Annotated in this window: 15 protein-coding genes; 4 read left to right on the top strand and 11 right to left on the bottom strand. The window is 61.5% G+C overall.

Translation table 11 applies throughout. The features are described 5' to 3' along the window. Positions 1-111 precede the first annotated feature (111 nt). Positions 112-1,314, top strand: coding sequence for a YjgN family protein (locus HY836_RS14955; protein WP_290677379.1), 1,203 nt, complete (start codon positions 112-114; stop codon positions 1,312-1,314). 2 nt (positions 1,315-1,316) lie between these two features. Next, positions 1,317-2,378 (top strand): M48 family metallopeptidase, encoded by a 1,062-nt coding sequence (locus HY836_RS14950; protein ID WP_290677377.1) that lies wholly within the window; start codon positions 1,317-1,319, stop codon positions 2,376-2,378. A 32-nt stretch (positions 2,379-2,410) separates the two neighbouring features. On the opposite strand, the gene HY836_RS14945 is transcribed toward HY836_RS14950, so the two are convergent. From HY836_RS14945 to HY836_RS14920, 6 genes are all read right to left on the bottom strand, one after another. Continuing rightward, positions 2,411-3,580: a nitronate monooxygenase family protein gene (locus tag HY836_RS14945; protein WP_290677686.1), complete on the bottom strand. Its 1,170-nt coding sequence runs from the start codon at positions 3,578-3,580 to the stop codon at positions 2,411-2,413. A gap of 159 nt (positions 3,581-3,739) precedes the next feature. Then, positions 3,740-5,098, bottom strand: coding sequence for an MBL fold metallo-hydrolase (locus HY836_RS14940; protein WP_290677374.1), 1,359 nt, complete (start codon positions 5,096-5,098; stop codon positions 3,740-3,742). A 5-nt stretch (positions 5,099-5,103) separates the two neighbouring features. Beyond that, complete coding sequence (locus HY836_RS14935) at positions 5,104-5,478, bottom strand: YqjK family protein (RefSeq protein WP_290677372.1); 375 nt, start codon at positions 5,476-5,478, stop codon at positions 5,104-5,106. A gap of 5 nt (positions 5,479-5,483) precedes the next feature. Then, positions 5,484-5,942 carry a phage holin family protein gene (locus HY836_RS14930; RefSeq protein ID WP_290677370.1) on the bottom strand — a complete coding sequence of 153 codons (459 nt, stop codon included), beginning with the start codon at positions 5,940-5,942 and terminating at the stop codon, positions 5,484-5,486. Further along, positions 5,943-6,254 carry a YqjD family protein gene (locus HY836_RS14925; protein WP_290677368.1) on the bottom strand — a complete coding sequence of 104 codons (312 nt, stop codon included), beginning with the start codon at positions 6,252-6,254 and terminating at the stop codon, positions 5,943-5,945. It lies immediately after the preceding gene. A gap of 27 nt (positions 6,255-6,281) precedes the next feature. Further along, the gene (locus HY836_RS14920; protein WP_290677365.1) at positions 6,282-6,728 is read right to left on the bottom strand and encodes a universal stress protein; all 447 of its coding nucleotides are present in this window, start codon (positions 6,726-6,728) and stop codon (positions 6,282-6,284) included. 274 nt (positions 6,729-7,002) lie between these two features. Here HY836_RS14920 and HY836_RS14915 point away from each other — a divergent pair, with 274 nt between their 5' ends. Next, positions 7,003-9,846, top strand: coding sequence for a valine--tRNA ligase (locus tag HY836_RS14915; RefSeq protein WP_290677363.1), 2,844 nt, complete (start codon positions 7,003-7,005; stop codon positions 9,844-9,846). A 108-nt stretch (positions 9,847-9,954) separates the two neighbouring features. Beyond that, positions 9,955-10,824, top strand: coding sequence for a UTP--glucose-1-phosphate uridylyltransferase GalU (gene galU / locus HY836_RS14910; protein WP_290677360.1), 870 nt, complete (start codon positions 9,955-9,957; stop codon positions 10,822-10,824). 65 nt (positions 10,825-10,889) lie between these two features. Here the strand turns inward: galU and HY836_RS14905 are convergent, their stop codons facing one another. The 5 genes from HY836_RS14905 to HY836_RS14885 all read right to left on the bottom strand — a co-directional run bounded on the left by HY836_RS14905 (position 10,890) and on the right by HY836_RS14885 (position 17,241). Next, entirely contained in the window at positions 10,890-11,426 is a 537-nt protein-coding gene (locus HY836_RS14905) for a shikimate kinase (RefSeq protein WP_290677357.1), read from the bottom strand. Between the two features lie 26 nt (positions 11,427-11,452). Then, complete coding sequence (locus tag HY836_RS14900; RefSeq protein ID WP_290677354.1) at positions 11,453-13,519, bottom strand: Ig-like domain-containing protein; 2,067 nt, start codon at positions 13,517-13,519, stop codon at positions 11,453-11,455. A gap of 280 nt (positions 13,520-13,799) precedes the next feature. Continuing rightward, positions 13,800-15,983, bottom strand: a complete 2,184-nt coding sequence (pilQ, locus tag HY836_RS14895; RefSeq protein WP_290677683.1) for a type IV pilus secretin PilQ — start codon at positions 15,981-15,983, stop codon at positions 13,800-13,802. 23 nt (positions 15,984-16,006) lie between these two features. Then, entirely contained in the window at positions 16,007-16,543 is a 537-nt protein-coding gene (locus HY836_RS14890) for a pilus assembly protein PilP (RefSeq protein WP_290677352.1), read from the bottom strand. Then, positions 16,540-17,241: a type 4a pilus biogenesis protein PilO gene (locus HY836_RS14885; RefSeq protein WP_290677350.1), complete on the bottom strand. Its 702-nt coding sequence runs from the start codon at positions 17,239-17,241 to the stop codon at positions 16,540-16,542. Before HY836_RS14885 ends, HY836_RS14890 begins: the two co-directional genes overlap by 4 nt.

Here is a 17,241-nt window from a genome sequence, read left to right as displayed (position 1 = left end):
GCGCGCTTGATCCACGGCGAGCCCGATTCCCCTCAAAGGGCGAGCCGACGACCATAAAAAACAGGGAAATACATGCATCAGACCAGTCCGTCAGCCCCGCAGGCCGGAGGCATGACTGCTTCGCCATTGATCACCCACAACGCGGGCGAGCCCCCCTTGCCACTTGTGCCGCACCCCGTGAGCCTGCACACCATCCGTTTCACGGGCTCGGGCAGCGAGTATTTCCGCATCTGGATCGTCAATCTGTTGCTGATGCTGGTCACGCTGGGCCTCTACTACCCCTGGGCCAAAGTCCGCAAGCTGCAGTACTTCTATGGCAACACGGTGGTGATCAGCCATCCCCTGGCCTTTCATGGCAACCCGAAACAGATGCTGCGCGGCTACCTGCTGGTCAGCCTGCTGATGGTGCTGTATGCCGTGGCCGGCAAGGTGTCTCCTGAGGCGGGCTCCGTGGCCGCACTGATCCTGGCAGGCATCTGGCCGGCCCTGATGCGCGCCTCCTTGCAATTCCGGCTGGCACAGACCAGTTGGCGAGGGCTGCGCTTTCATTTCAACGGCTCGCTCAAGGATGCCTACATGGTGTTCCTCAAACCCATCGTGGTCGGCATCGGTGTGGGCTTGCTGAGCGTGATCCTGGCGGTGATGTTGCCGCGCGCCCTCGCCGGGGTCGTGCTCGGGCTGGTGATGGTGGTGGGGCTGGGTTCACTGGGGCCCTACATGCTGTGGCGCCTCAAGCGATACCAGCACCAGCATTACGCCTTGGGCCAACTGCAAACCAGCTTCAAAGCCAAGTTTGGCGATGTGCTGCGCATCTTTCTGAAAACCGGCCTGCTGACGGTGGCGGCCCTGATCGGCATCGGCGTGATCGTGGCCGTGCTGGCCGCCACCATGGGTGTCAGTCTGGCTGGGCAACGTCCAGACGCACGCACCCTGATGTCCTGGGGCAACGTGATCGTGGGCGTGGTGGCCGTCTCCTACCTGTTGATCACGCAGGTCATACAAGGGCCCTACTTCAGCTCCCGCATGCAAAACCTGATCTGGACACAAACCGGCAACCGGCTGGTTCGTTTCAAGAGCCACCTGGGCTGGGGCCACATGGCTCGCCTGTCCTTGCAGAACTGGCTGTTGATCGTGCTCACGCTGGGCCTGTACTGGCCTTTCGCGGCCGTAGCACTGGCCCGCGCCAGATTGCAGGCCATCGTGATCCACACCAGGCAGGATCCTGATCTACTGCTGGCGCAAGCCAGTCGCAACACATCCGATGCAACGGGGGATCTCGCCGCAGACCTGATGGGCATCGACGTCGGGCTGTGAGCATGTCCGTGTCTGACAACCCACTTCTCGTGGACTACTTTGATGGTCTGTCCACGCGCGCGCATCGGGTCAGCATGCGCATACACGAGGGCATGCTGCAACTCACAGGGCCGGACCTGTTCAGGCAGGTCGCGCTCAACAAGGTGCAGTGGTCAGAGCGCACGCGGCACGGCACCCGCTGCGCCCATTTCGCCGATGGTGGCCTTGTGCAGTCGCTCGACAACAGCCATTGGGACGACTGGCTGAAGGCCCACCAGTTGGGAGAACCGCTGGTCGTGCGTGCGCAGCAAAGCTGGCGGTGGACGGCCCTGGCCACCTGTGTGCTGCTGCTGGTGGCCGTGCTGGGATACTGGTGGGGCCTGCCCATGGCGGCACGCGCCCTGACCCCGCTGGTGCCCGCGTCTGTGGATCAGGAACTTGGGCAGCGGACCTTGCAGGCCATGGACGAGCAATGGCTGCGCCCCAGCCACCTGGGCGAGGCGGTGCAAGCGCGCTGGCGGCAAAAGTTCAACGACGCCACCCGACAGGACCACAGCCAGTCAACACAGGACGCCGCCCAGCCCTACCCCGCCATACAACTGCACTTTCGGCACGCCAGCATCGGCCCCAACGCCTTCGCCCTGCCCGACGGCAGCATCGTGATCACCGACGATCTCATGGCCTTGCTGCACGACCGGGAGGACGTCTTGCTGGGCATCCTGGGCCATGAGATGGGCCACGTCAGGCTGCGCCATGGTCTGCGCTCGCTGATCCAGACCGGGCTGCTGGGTGTGGTCAGCAGCGTGGCCTTTGGTGACTTCAGCACCTGGCTGGCCGGCGCCCCCGCCTTGATGGGGCATCTGGCCTATTCACGCGCACTGGAGCGCGAGGCCGATGACGTCGCCATCGCCTTCATGCGCCACAACCAGATCAAGCCTTCGGTGATGGCCGTGTTCTTTCAACGGCTGAAGGCAAACCGACCATCAGGCGAGGAGCTGGGCATTGCCTTCAGCAGTCACCCCGCCGATGAAGAGCGCATCGCGCGCTTCAAGGCCGCTGACCTGGGTGATCCAGCCGCCCCCTGAACGCATCAGGCGCAGAACCCGCCCAAGCCTTATCAGGCCGCCGCAGCCAGCGCGATGGCTTCTTCGCGGGTCAGCAAGCGCTCCATCAGTTCACGCACGCTGCGGATCTGACTGCCAAAAGGCAAGGCGCCCGTGCCACGGAAGAACAAGCCCTTCTTGATATCGCCCCGCATGGCAGCAGCCAGCTGGTTGTCGATGCAGAACTGCCCCCAGCCCGGCAAACCATCGCGCAAGCCACACTGAGCCAGGCAATCAAAGGCCTTGGTGCAACGCTTCTTGGCATGGCTGACCGCCTGCAGCTTGGATTCGATCTTCAAGTAAGCCTTGAGCCAGGGCGTGGCCACCGCACGGGCCGGCAAGCCCGCCACGCTGGTGAACTCCACCATGTCCTCGTCGCGGGCCTCGGCCAGTACGCGCTTGAACTCGGGATGCGCATCACCTTCCATGGTGACGGCAAAGGGCGTGCCCAACTGCACGCCTGCAGCGCCCAAGTCCTGCACACGCTGGATGTCGTCACGGGTGCGGATGCCGCCAGCCGCAATCAAAGGGATCTCTTTCTCGATCCCGGCCGAGCGCATGAAGGCCAGCACCTCGGGAATCACACGCTCGAAGTCAAAGCGTGGATCGTTCAGATCCGCAATCTTCGCGGCACCCAGGTGACCACCAGCCAGGCGCGGGTGTTCGATCACGATGGCATCCGGCAGACGCTTTTTACGCTCCCACTTTTTGATGATCAACTGCACACCACGTGAATCCGACAGGATCGGAATCAACAGGGCATTGGGATGATCCTGAGCCAGATCCGGCAGGTCCAGCGGCAGGCCTGCGCCCACCACCACCGCGTCAATGCCGGCCTCCAGCGAGCGCTTCACATAGCCGGTGTAATCGCTCACGGCACGCATCACGTTCATGGCGAGCAAGCCGCGTCCTTCGGACAGCTGGCGTGCGGCCTTGATCTCTCGCTCGACGGCTTCAAGGTTGGCCTTGTTGATCTCGTCGCGTGTGGCTTCGTCCTGCCCCACGCGCGATGACCAGCCCTGCGTGCGTTCCATCAGGTCGGGATGGTGGCGACGAATGTCCACGCAGGAAATGGTGCCCATGCCACCCATCGCGGCCACGCTACCTGCCAGCCGATGTGCCGACACGCCAATGCCCATGCCGCCTTGAACGATGGGCAGGAGATCCCGCCCGCCCAGCTTCATGCTCTTGAGCCCGCTGCCTCCCAGCTTGCTGGCCAGGGCGGCATCAATGTGCGCGGAAGGTGCGGCAGCGTGATCGGGCGTCTCTTGCATCATGGGCATCGTTCAAAATGGAATGGCCCAGAAGGTAACGGCCTCACGCGCCCATGGCTTTGCGTCAGGTCAAGTCAGATCCACCGAGTCCTTGTAATCGGGGACGCTCGCGTTCAAGCCCAACTGCTCCTGGATGCGCAGGCGCAAGGTATCGGCGGCCTGTGGCTCGCCATGGTTGATGAAGACGTGCTCCGGTTTTTGCGCCATGCCCTTGAGCCAGTTGAGCAAGCCAGCCTGATCAGCATGAGCCGAAAGGCCCTCTATCTGTGTCACTTCGGCCCGGATGGGCACGTACTCACCAAACAGCTTGATGGACGTGTCGCCAGCGGCCAGCGATGCGCCGCGGGTGCCGCCAGCCTGGAAGCCGCTGAGCACGATCGAGTTGCGTGGCTGAGGGCCGTAATGCTCGATGTGATGCAGCACGCGGCCGCCCGTGACCATGCCGCTGCCAGCGATGATGACCATGGGATAGTGCTGGCGCAGCAGGGCCTTGGACTCCTCCACGTCGCGCACAAAACGCGTCATGTGGTGGATGCCCTGACATTCATCCTCTGTCAGGCGATGTTCGGCGCGATGACGCTCGTACAGGCCGGTAGCCGAAATGCCCATCGGGCTGTCCAGGATCACTGGCAGGTGCGGAATGGCACCCGCCTCTTTCAGACGATAGAGCGCATACAGCAGACCTTGCGTGCGACCCACGGCAAACGCCGGAATGATGACCACACCACCACGCGCAGCCGTGCGGCGCACCACATCGCCCAGCTTCTCGATGGGGTCCATGGCGGGATGCAGCCGATCACCGTAGGTGGACTCGATGACCACCCAATCGGCCTTGTGGCCCGTCTGCGGCGGCACCATCACCAGGTCATCGTCACGCCCCAGATCGCCCGAGAACAAGGCCGTCTTGCCTTGGTATTCGATGGCGATGCTGGCTGCGCCCAGGATGTGCCCAGCCGGAGAAAAGCGCACACGCACGCCCTGCCCCAGTTCAATCGCGCCATCCGAGGCCACGCGCTTGAAGTGCGTCAGACAGGCCTTCACGTCCTTGACGGTATACAGAGGCTCGGCGGGCTGATGGCGTGTCTTGCCATGGCGGTTGCGGAAGTAGGCCTCTTCTTCCTGAAGATGCGCCGTGTCCTGCAGCAGCACCTCGGCAAGGTCTGCCGTGGCTGCGGTGGCCCAGATGGGCCCTTTGAAGCCCTGCCTCGTCAGCAACGGCAGGCTGCCACTGTGATCGATGTGCGCATGGGTCAGCAAGACGGCATCCAGACTGGCCGGATCAAAAGGCAAAGGTGCCCAGTTGCGCTCTCGCAGGGTTTTGAAACCCTGGAACATGCCGCAGTCCACCAGCAGCTTCAGTCCGCCCACCTCCACCAAGGTCTTGGAGCCGGTCACCGTGGCCGTAGCGCCGTAAAACGTCATGCGCATTGTTGTCATTCCTTGATCGGCACCTTGTTCGATGCCTTGTTGTCGTCTTGCCCCTGTGGCGCCTTGCGGGCCTGATCCAGTCGCAGTAAAAGCGGCATTACCACAGGCTGCAAGCGCTGCCAAGTCTGCCACAACCACAGGCCACGCCCAGCCAGCCGCGCCACGCCTTTGGGCCGCCACACTGCCAGCGCCACGCTGGCGGCCACCAGCCAATAGGGGTGCCGACCCAACCACCGTCCGGTGGACAAGGCTCGGTCGGCCATGCCTGCCATCGGCGCGATCCTGGTGTTGACCTGCAACGCAAAGGTGTGGCGCAGCACCGCGCTGCGCTGCTGCAGCATGCGTTTTTTCAGGGCCAGTTCAGACATACGGGTAGACATGGCCATCACTCCCGCCCTGTTGGTGGCTGATTGCTGCCACGCGCGGCAGCCAGCAGGGCCTCTTGATCAGCCTGCAACTCGGCCAGCGAGGCCGCCAGCATCCCCTCGGGTGAGCCGGTTATCGCATTGACACGCCGCACCGCCCACAGGCACGCCAGAGCAAACGCCAGCGTCAAGCCTCCCAATACCAGCAGCGGGTGCGAGTCCCAGAACAGCACCGTGATGAACGCGGCCAGGAACACGCTGGCCACTGTGCCCATCAGGATGGCGATGGCGCCCCAGGCCAATACACCCAGCAGTCGCTGCTTTTCTTCCTCGACCTCGGTGGCCAGCAAAGCCAGGCGGGTCTGCAAAATGGCCGTCAAGGTCGCGGCCAGGCCCTGCACGGACGACATCAGACGCCCGCGCGCGCCATCAGCGCCAACTGTCCCGCCTGCAGCCGGGCTCTGCTGCGATTCACTCATTCATCGACGCCCGAGCAAGAGGCCGATCAGCAAACCGGCACCCGCCGCGATGCTGATGGACTTCCAGGGGTTCTCGTGGACGTATTCATCAGTCACCTTGGCCGCCGCCTTGGCCTTGTCCACGACTGCAGCCTGGGCTTCAATCAGGCCCGTCTTGGCGCTGGACAAAGTCGCCTGCACGCGGTTGCGCAACTCGGCCACACCCGCACCGGCATCACCCGCAGTCGCAGCCAGCAAGGCCTCTGCATCGGCCATCACCAGTTGCAGGTCAGCCATCAATTTGTCCTTCTGGGCTGTTGTCAATTCACTCATGTCGCGCTCCTTTTTCAGTCGATGAAATCAATGCAGGATCAAAAGCGGCAATTGACTGTGCGCCAGCACGCTCTTGGCCAGAGAACCGTGAATCAGGGCATCCAGACCATGGCGACCATGCGTGGCCATGATGATCAGGTCGCACCCCTGGCGCTGGGCGGTGTCCACGATGCCCTGCTGCACGTTGTCAGTGATCATGAACTGACCATCAAAATGCACCCCGGCCTCCTTGGCCTTGGCCGCAAACGCCTCCAGGATTTCGCGCGCATGGGCTTCGCAGCGCTTTTCGTGCTCCTGAAACGTGGCCACGTCATAAGCCACGGCGGCCTGCTCGACCACCAGCACAGGCAACGGTGGCTCGGCGGTGAAACCAGTGATGGACGCGCCCAGCATCTTGGCCAGGCCAATGCTGTGCGCGATCGCCTTGTTCGACAACTCGCTGCCATCCACAGGCACCAACAAATGTTCGTACATGAAAGCCTCCTAACGCCTTGAATTCACATGTCAGTCAATTGACTGACCTTGTCTTATCCTAGATCGCGAATCTTTCGACGCCAACACCTAAGACCACACTGCGACATCAAAACCGAGGGTTTTTGATCCACCGCATGAAAGCGACATGAAGGCCCCGCGCAGACCATTTGCCGGCTACTTGGCGACGGAACGCAAGCAAACCGCCCTTGGAACGCCCGAGCCGACCTAAAATCGCGGTTTGGCCCAGAAATGGCGCCCACGAGCCCCCTACACCATGACCGAACTCGCCAAATCCTTCGACCCCGCCCCGATTGAAGCCCAATACGGCCCCCAGTGGGAGCAGCGCGGTCTGTACAAGCCCACCCTGGATGCCGCCAAGCCATCCTTCTGCATTCAGTTGCCCCCGCCCAATGTGACGGGCACGCTGCACATGGGCCATGCCTTCAACCAGACCATCATGGACTCGTTGACGCGCTACCACCGCATGCTGGGTCACAACACCCTGTGGGTGCCCGGCACCGACCACGCCGGCATCGCCACCCAGATCGTGGTGGAGCGCCAGTTGCAGGAAAAAGGCCAGTCGCGTCATGACCTGGGCCGCAAGAATTTCGTCGCCAAGATCTGGGAATGGAAGGAGCAAAGCGGCTCCACCATCACGCAGCAAATGCGCCGCATGGGTGACTCGGTCTCGTGGGAGCACGAGTACTTCACCATGGACGACAAGCTGTCCAAGGTGGTGAGCGACACCTTCGTCAAGCTGTACGAAGAAGGCCTGATCTACCGCGGCAAGCGCCTGGTGAGCTGGGACCCGATCCTCAAGTCCGCCGTGTCCGACCTCGAAGTCGAAAGCGAGGAAGAAGACGGCTCGATGTGGCACATCCGCTATCCCATCGATGGCAGCGATGAGACTCTGGTTGTCGCCACCACCCGTCCTGAGACCATGCTGGGCGATACCGCCGTCATGGTCCACCCGGAAGACGAGCGCTACACCCACCTGATCGGCAAGCTGGTCAAACTGCCCATCACCGGCCGCCTCGTGCCCGTGATCGCCGACGAGCACGTGGACAAAGAGTTTGGCACTGGCGTCGTCAAGGTCACCCCGGCCCACGACACCAACGACTACCAGGTCGGCCTGCGCCACAGCCTGCCGATGATCACCATCTTCACGCTGGACGCGCAAGTGGTGTCGCACCTCGAAGAGATCCCCGAGGCCTACCGTGGCCTGGACCGCTTCGTGGCCCGCAAGGCCCTGGTCGCCCAGCTCGAAGCCGAAGGTCTTTTGGTCGAGATCAAGAAGCACAAGCTGATGGTGCCGCGCTGCGCCCGTACCGGCCAGATCATCGAGCCCATGCTGACGGACCAATGGTTCGTGGCCATGACCAAGCCCGGTGCACAAGGCAAGTCGATTGCCGAGCAGGCCATCGAGGCGGTGGAGTCCGGCGAGGTCAAGTTCGTCCCCGAGAACTGGGTCAACACCTACAACCAGTGGATGAAGAACATCCAGGACTGGTGTATCTCGCGCCAGCTGTGGTGGGGCCACCAGATCCCGGCCTGGTATGGCGACAATGGCGAGATCTTCGTGGCCCGCACGGAAGAAGAAGCCCATGTGCGCGCCAAGGCCGCCGGCTACGAAGGCACGCTGACCCGCGACGAAGACGTGCTGGACACCTGGTACTCGTCTGCGCTGGTGCCCTTCTCCACCCTGGGCTGGCCTGAGCAGACCAAGGAGATGGACCTGTTCCTGCCCTCCTCGGTACTGGTCACCGGCTACGACATCATCTTCTTCTGGGTTGCCCGGATGATCATGATGACCAAGCACTTCACGGGCAAGGTGCCGTTCAAGCACGTGTACATCCACGGCCTGGTGCGCGATGCGCAGGGCCAGAAGATGTCCAAGTCAGAAGGCAATGTGCTGGATCCGGTCGACCTGATCGACGGCATCGAACTGGCGCCCTTGCTGGACAAGCGCACCACCGGCCTGCGCAAACCCGAAACCGCGCCCAAGGTCCGCAAGAACACTGAAAAGGAGTTCCCGGACGGCATTCCCGGCTATGGCGCCGATGCCCTGCGCTTCACCTTTGCCGCACTGGCCAGCCTGGGCCGCAGCATCAACTTCGACAGCAAGCGCTGCGAGGGCTACCGCAACTTCTGCAACAAGCTGTGGAACGCCACCAAGTTCGTGCTGATGAACTGCGAAGGTCAGGACTGCGGTCTCGTCAAGCACGAGCCCGGCCAATGCGCCGCCAACGGCTATCTGTACTTCAGCCCTGCTGACCGCTGGATCGTCAGCGAGTTGCAGCGCGTGGAAGCAGCGGTCGAGCAAGGCTTCAAGGAGTTCCGCCTCGACAACGTGGCCAACGCCATCTACCAGTTCGTGTGGGACGAATACTGCGACTGGTACATCGAGATCGCCAAGACCCAGCTCAATGTGGCCAAGGAGTCGGGCAACGAGGCACAACAGCGTGGCACCCGCCGTACGCTGATCCGCGTTTTAGAGACCGTGCTGCGCCTGCTGCACCCCATCACCCCCTTCATCACCGAAGAGCTGTGGCAAGTGGTGGCCCCGGTGGCCGGTCGCAAACAAGCTGACTCGGACGACAGCATCGTGCTGGCCCCCTACCCTGTGCCGGACATGGAACGCGTGTGCGCCGAGTCCGACGCCTGGGTGGGCAAGCTCAAGGCCCTGGTCGGCACGGCCCGCAATCTGCGTGGCGAGATGAACCTCTCCCCCGCCGAACGCGTGCCCATGCTGACCACCGGTGACACCGAGTTCATCACGCAAGCTGCGCCCATCCTCAAGGCACTGGGCAAACTCAGTGAAGTGAAGATCCTGGACGAAGCAGCCTTCGCGGCGGCCACCTCCATGGCGCCAGTGGCAGTGCAAGGCGAGGCCCGCCTGGCACTGCACGTTGAGATCGACGTCGAAGCCGAGAAGGCGCGCCTGTCCAAAGAGATCGCCCGACTGGAAGGCGAGATCACCAAGGCCAACGCCAAGCTCGGCAACGAAAGCTTCGTGGCACGCGCTCCCGCTGCTGTGGTTGAACAGGAAAAGCAACGTGTGACGGATTTCACGGCCACGCTGGCGCGCCTGCAAAGCCAACTCCAGCGACTGGGTTGAACCCTCCCCCGCAATTGAGGCATCCCCCTGGAAAACAGGGGGACGATTCGTTACACAAGATGACCATGCCGGTGACACAATCCCGGCCTGTCTCTCAGGAGTAGTTTCATGTGCATCACTAAGGCCATCTTCCCTGTTGCCGGCCTCGGGACCCGCTTTCTGCCAGCCACCAAGGCCCAGCCCAAGGAAATGCTGCCCGTGGTGGACAAGCCCCTGATCCAGTACGCGGTTGAAGAAGCCTACGATGCGGGCATCCGCGAGATGATCTTCGTGACAGGCCGCCACAAGCGCCCGATCGAAGACCACTTCGACACCGCTTTCGAGCTGGAATACGAGCTGGAACATGCCGGCAAGCTGGAACTGCTCAAGACCGTGCAGTCCATCAAGCCCAACGACATGGAATGCGTGTTCGTGCGCCAGCCCAAGAGCCTGGGCCTGGGCCATGCCGTGCTGTGTGGTGAGCGCCTGGTTCGCGGCGAGCCCTTTGCCGTACTGCTGGCCGATGACCTGATGGTTGGTCAAACCCCCATCCTCAAGCAGATGGTTGATCAGTTCAATGAACTGCAAGGCTCCATCCTGGCCGTGCAGGAAGTACCCGCTGAACACACCAAGCGCTACGGCATTGTGGCGGGCACGCCCGTGTCAGAGCGCGTGATGGCCATCTCCAAGATTGTCGAAAAGCCCTCGCCTGAAAACGCACCTTCACGGCTGGGTGTGGCCGGTCGCTACATCCTGACGCCAGCCGTGTTCGAACAGATCCGCTCGCAGCCTCGCGGTGTGGGCAACGAGATCCAGCTGACCGATGGCATTGCCGGCTTGTTGAACCTCGAGAAGGTGTTCGCCTACCAGTACGAAGGCAAGCGCTACGACTGCGGCAGCAAGGAAGGCTTCCTGGAAGCCAACGTGGAGCTGGCGCTGCAACACGCGCAAGTGGGTGAATGGTTCCGAGCCTACCTCAAGCAACTCAAGCTGGACTGAGCGCCTGCCTGGCTGGCGAGCCAAGCCGGAAAAAAAGGGACCTTGATCAAGGTCCCTTTTTTCATTCACGCGTCGGGTCTGAGCACCCCGGCCACCTCGAGCTGCATCATGATCATGTTGACCAGTGTGGCCACTGAAGGTCGCCCTGTATCCACGCAGTAATGCGCCGTTTGTTCATACAAAGGGTGCCGTTGCTCGTACAGCTCACGCAACTTGGCCAACGGATCAGCCACCTGCAGCAAGGGCCGCTGCGTATCATGCTTGAGCCGACGATACAGCTCCTCGGGCGTGGAGCGCAGGTACACGACGGTCGTGCGCGCCTTCAAACGCTCGCGATTGACTGGCCGCAGCAAGGCGCCCCCACCCGTCGCCAACACCAGGGCAGCATCCCTGTTTTCGGCCGTGAGGCTGTCGATCACCGCCTCCTCGTGATCACGAAAAGCAGCCTCACCGAACTGCTCGAAAAACTGACGGATCGGCATGCCGATCCGCTCTTCCAGCACCGCATCGGAGTCGAGAAACCGCGCACCGATGCGCTTGGCCAACTGCCGCCCTACAGTGGACTTGCCGCCGCCGGGCAAGCCCACGAGTGAAATGATCATTTGCCCATCCGCTCAATCAACCAGGATCAAGGGGTAATGGTAACGACATTCCTGAGCGTGAAAGAGTTGCCGTCCATATTGAACGTCAGGTCAGCCGTGCCACTGGCCAGTGCCGGTTGAGGCGTGGTCGTTGACGTGTTCTTGACCGTGAGCGTGTGAATGGTCGGGCCACTGAGCACGGAAGGCACAGGCGAGTTGCCGACGGTCACCTCCGCATTGGCCATGGTAAGAGCACCGACGATGGTAGAGCCCGCAGCGATCGGGTTCCCACCGTAGTCCGCATCGGCATTCGTATTGGCATCGCGAACACAGAACTGAATGGATGCTCTCGCAGCTCCCCCCATGGCAACCGTCAGATCCGTATTGGTGGCCAGGTTGTCCGTGCACACACCGCCGCTGGCAGCATACAAACGCGGCGCATAAGCCGTTCTCGTGAAGAAGAAGGTCCTTTGGAGGCGAGCAAACGCGCTGCCACCCGAGTCCCAGGCTCCGTTGCCGGCATCTGGCGCATTGATATCACCCACGATGAACTCCGTGGCGTCACAACTGTCGTTTTCGTTCTTGTCCAGGCAAACTGCAGCGGCCACATCGTCATAGCTCTCACCGTTGTCGTGGATGCCGTCGCCATCCGTATCGACAAAGTATTCCTGGCCATTGGCATAGGCAACCACATGAACGCGACCGTTGAGCGGCCTGGGGTTGGTGACAACGAGCTTCACATTGCACGCTCCGTCCGTTGTCACGCAATAGGCAGGCACCACCGTGCCACCGTCAGACACCAGATTGACGACCGTTCCATTCACCGCAGGGGCCCCATATCGATCTGTCAAATGGAGACTGAGCACGGCGAAATCACCGTCCATATTGCCATTCAAGCCGTACTTCGTCGGCGCAAACGAGATGCCGTTATGGCTGTTGTCTACGCCGGCAACCGGCAGGCCGCCTGAAATCGTCAGGGTATTGGATACCGTCTGCAGACTCGTTCCGTGTACCAGGGCTGCAACACGAATCGGCGTAGGCGTGCTCTTGCTCGCCACAGCGACGGATACCTGCCCGTCGGATGCGGTCACACCAGAGGTCGATCCGAGCGTGGCAGCACTGTTGCTCAAACTGAAGTCCACCAGCACCCCTTGCTGTGCAGCGCCAGTCTGGTCCACCACCTTGAAGACCACATTGGCCACACTGGGGCACCCTGTGCCGACAAGGCAGATCGTCGGGTTATCGACCGACACATACTGGATGCCCTGCGTCACAGGCGCCGCCACGGTCAGATCAGCGTAACGCTGCTGCGTTGTACCCACGATCTGCACACTCACACGGTCCGTGGCGCTACCGCTGCCCGTGGCAGAGCCACAGCCCTTGTCCTGATACGTCACCGAGCCACTCGAGCCCGTGAGTGTCAAGGACGTCGGCGAGATCGCGGCCTTGCCCGTCGTCGCGCAAGTCGATGAGACGTTCACTGTCACAGGGGTGGTGCTGCTGGCACCGGCCACTGTGATGTTGATGGAGGCGGTGTTATAGCCATTGATACTGGATGGCGACAGCGAGACACCACTCAGGCTCACGTTGGTGGCACTGACCGAAAACGCCTTTCTGGCAGTGAGCGTCCCTGCAGCCGTGTCGGCGCTGGCGTTGACATAGGCCGCACCCGTGGTGGCGCCAGAAAGTGGTGTCAGGGTGGTGGCAGCCTGCCCAGAGGCATCTGTCAATGCGGATTCCGGCGCAAGCCCCGCCAGGGCCGTAGCGCCAGTTCCGGACAAACTGAACTGAATCAAAGCCCCGGCAACGGGCAAGCCTGCCGCATCCTTGACAACGGCCGTGACCGTGGTCGGTTGTGACGCGCTGATCTGATTGCTGGTCAAGGACAGGATGACCGAGCCCGCCGCATTCGAACTGACATTGGTGGTGGTGGTGGTTGAACCTGAACTGGTGCTGCCCGAACCACCTGTGTTGCCGCTGGTGCCGCTGCCAAAGGTCGCATCACTGGAGACGTCATAAGTAGGCGTGCTGGCATTGCCTCCGCCACCGCCACAGGCAGCCACGAGTGCAGCCACCAAGACGCTCAACACCAGGTTATTCCAGTTCATAGCCATCACCCATTACTTTCAAATCTGCCGCGCGAAGCCACGGCGTGGCTCTCGCTTGAGTTCAATCAACGCCACACGCAGGCGCCAAACGTCTGCAGTCCGTTGAGGTTGAAAGTGATGCTAGATGGCGTGCTGTTTTCGCTATCGCTGGAAAACTATGGCTTTTTTCACATTGCTACGGCAATGAAGCAGTGACGCAGGCTGCACAAAAAAATGCGGCCAGCCAACGAATTGACTGACCGCACGCTTCGGGATCAGGCGGCACAAGCCGCCTGCCCGCAGGTGATCAACGCAGCGCTGATTTCTCCGTGACAACCTTGGGCGTCAGGAAGATCAATAGCTCGGAACGATCTGCAAGGCGTGTATTGGCCTTGAACAGATGCCCCAACACAGGCAGGTCACCCAGGAAAGGCACCTTGGTGTCCGTGCTGCTCTCGCTTTGCAGGAAGATACCGCCGATCACAACCGTACCGCCGTTTTCAACCAGCACCTGAGTCTGGACGTGTTTGGTATCGATGGCGTAACCGGCTGTGGTCACCTGCCCCACGCTGTCCTTGTTCACGTCCACATCCAGAATGATGCTGCCTTCAGGCGTGATCTGCGGCGTAACTTCCAGCTTCAGGTTGGCCTTGCGGAACGCGATGGCCGTGGCGCCACTGGATGTCGCCGTTTGATATGGCAACTCGGTACCCTGCTCGATCAAGGCCTTGACCTGGTCAGCCGTGATCACACGAGGGCTCGACACGATCTTGCCCTTGCCATCCGATTCCAGTGCCGACAGCTCCAGATTCAGGAAGCGGTTCGCGCTGGCGCCAAACAGCGACAAGGCCACGGAAGAAGCGTTGTAGCCGTTGAAGCCCGTGCTCGGCATGTTGACGAAATACGTGTTGGGCACGTAGCTGCCCGAGGTCAGCTTGGCCTGCAGGGTGTTCTCACCCACACCGATGTAGGTGCCGCCAATCGACCCACGCACACCGGTATCGCCCACACCGAAACCCTTGGTCCGGTTATCCAGCGCCCCCAGGCGCACGCCCAGCGAACGACCAAAGGTGTCGCTGGCTTCCACGATGCGGGCCTCGATCAGCACCTGGCGCACCGGGATGTCAATCTTGGCGATCATCTGCTGAATCTCTTCCAGCTTGGAAGGGATATCGTTGACGAACAACTGATTGGTGCGAGTTTCAAAGATCACGCTGCCACGCGGCGACATGATTCGCGCATCCTTGCTACCACCAGAACTGGAGTTCGTGCCTGCCAGGCCCTTGGCAATTTCTTCAGCCTTGGTGTAGTTGAGTTGGAAGGACTGCGTGCGCAGGGGCTCCAGGGCAGCAACCTGAGCCTTGGCTTCCAGATCGATCTTTTCCTTGGCGTTGATTTCATCCTTGGGGGCAATCCACAGCACGTTGCCGGACTTGCGCACACCCAGACCCTTGGCCTGCAAGATGATGTCCAACGCCTGATCCCAGGGCACATCCTTAAGACGCAGGGTCACGTTGCCCGTGACGGTATCGCTGGTCACCACGTTGAAGTTGGTGAAGTCAGCAATGACCTGCAGCAGGGCGCGCACTTCGATGTTCTGGAAGTTCAGCGACAGCTTTTCGCCCGAATAACCCGGGCCTTGCGTCAGCTTGTTGGGGTCCACCTTGCGAGGACGCACTTCCAGCACAAACTGGTTGTCGCTCTGGTAGGCCGAGTGCTCCCAGTCACCCTTGGGATCGACCACCAGCTTGACGCGCTCGCCGACCTGGCTGGCTGACACCGCGTGCACAGGCGTGCCGAAGTCCGTCACGTCATAGCGACGACGCAGACGCTCTGGCAAGGTGGCACGCACGAACTCGACGACAAGGCTCTGGCCTTGCTGCTTGATGTCCACACCCACCTGGTTATTTGGCAACTCCACCACCACGCGACCGGAACCATCCTGGCCGCGACGGAAATCGATGTCCTTGAGCGCCAGCGGGTTGACGTTCTTGTTCTCGGCGAAGCGCACCGTGTCATCGGCTTTGGGCGCGGCCTTGGCCGTCGTAGCCGCCGCTGCACCGGTTGCGGCTGGCGTCGTCGCAGCGGCCACGGTCTGAGCTGGCGAGTTGGCGCCCGAATCCAGAATCAACAACAGGCTCTTGCCATCAAGTTGAGCCCGGTACGTCGTGGATTGGCGCAGATTGAGCACCAGGCGCGTACGTTCGCCCGCCTGGACCACGTTCACCGAGCGCACATTGCCCTGGTTGACTTCCACCGAGTTGCGCGCCAGACCATTGGTCACACCGGGCAGGTCGATGGCCACACGCGGCGGCGTCTGGACCACAAACCCGGCTGGCACCGTGGCCAGCGGCTCAGACAGATCGATGCGGATCACATCAGCACCAGCCTGCTGGCTGCTGGTGATGGCCTGGATCGCCGCAGCCGCCCAGGTCAGGGGCGAGATCATCGCCAAGCTCAGACCGGCCAATGCAACACGCCACGGTTTCATAGTCTTCATCTCCAGATTCGTTTTCATCGGCTACCGCCTTCCTGCAACTGCAAGGTCGTCGGCCGCTCGATCCACTCGCCAGCGGCGTCCTGCACAATCTCACGCAAAGTGATTTCTGTTTCGGTGATCTTGGTGATCTTTCCGTAGTTCTGCCCCAGATACTCACCCGACTTCACCTGATAGAGCAGGTTGTCGACCTTGAGCAAGGCATAGGGAACGCCCTTGCGATTGACACTGCCCACCATGGACATGCTGTCAAGCGGGAAGGCTTCCAGTGGCTCTTTGCGCCGATTGAGTTCGGCCGCCACCGCAGAATTCGGCTGACGCGCTTCCTGCTTCAAGGCACCAGTCAGCTTCTGGTTGCTGAACGGCTCCATACCATCCGCACCCGCGTAGATCTGAGGATTGAACTTCTGAGGCGGCGACAATGGTTGCACCGTCGGGTGCACCTCGTGGCGCTGCTGATCCATCCAGGCCTGAAGCTCGTCATCCTCACCCGTGCAGGCTGTCAGAGACAGCACGGCCGCAGAGGCGATCATCCAACGTTGGAGGCGCATCATTGCTTGCCCCCCTTCTCATTCTTCTTCTGCTTGGCTTTATCGGCGCGCATCGCCTCCAACTCAGCCTGATCCAGATAGCGGTAGGTTCGCGCGGTGGCTTCCATATACAGATTGCCTTGCTGATCCTTGTCCTTGGCGGCCGAAGCGATCACCAGATTGTGCAAGGTCACGATACGCGACAGGTTGGCGATGTCAGCCGTGAAGGAACCGATGTCATGGTAACGCCCGGTCACCCGAATGGAAATCGGCAACTCGGCGTAGTAGTCCTTGACCGCGACCTGCCCAGGGCGGAAGAGATCAAACTCAAGCCCACGCCCCAGACCAGCCTGGTTGATGTCTGACAACAAGGCGTCCATTTCGGCCTTGCCAGGCAGTTGCTTTTCAAGCTGCTTCACGTATTCCTCGACCTGGATACGCTGCTTGCGCAACTCGCCCAGGTTCACAGCCTGCGCGACCTTCGAACGGTACTCCTCTTTCAGGCGAGGCTCCTTGTCGCGCTCGGCCTGCAACTCATCGCTTTGACCGGACAGCAGCCCAAACCAGCCCAGCGCCACCACGCCCGCAGCGGTTGCCACAAAGGTCAACAGCTTGGGCAGGATGGGCCACTGGCCTGGCTCATTGGGGTTGAGACCGCGGAACTGCTGCTGGGCATCTTCGAACCAGGCGTTCAGATCGATGTTGATATTCGGATTGGCCAT

This window comes from Aquabacterium sp., from assembly GCF_016234775.1.
Classification (GTDB): Bacteria; Pseudomonadota; Gammaproteobacteria; order Burkholderiales; family Burkholderiaceae_C; genus Aquabacterium.
The sequence above is the reverse complement of the archived record's forward strand: the minus strand, read 5'-3'. Positions and strand labels throughout refer to the sequence as shown.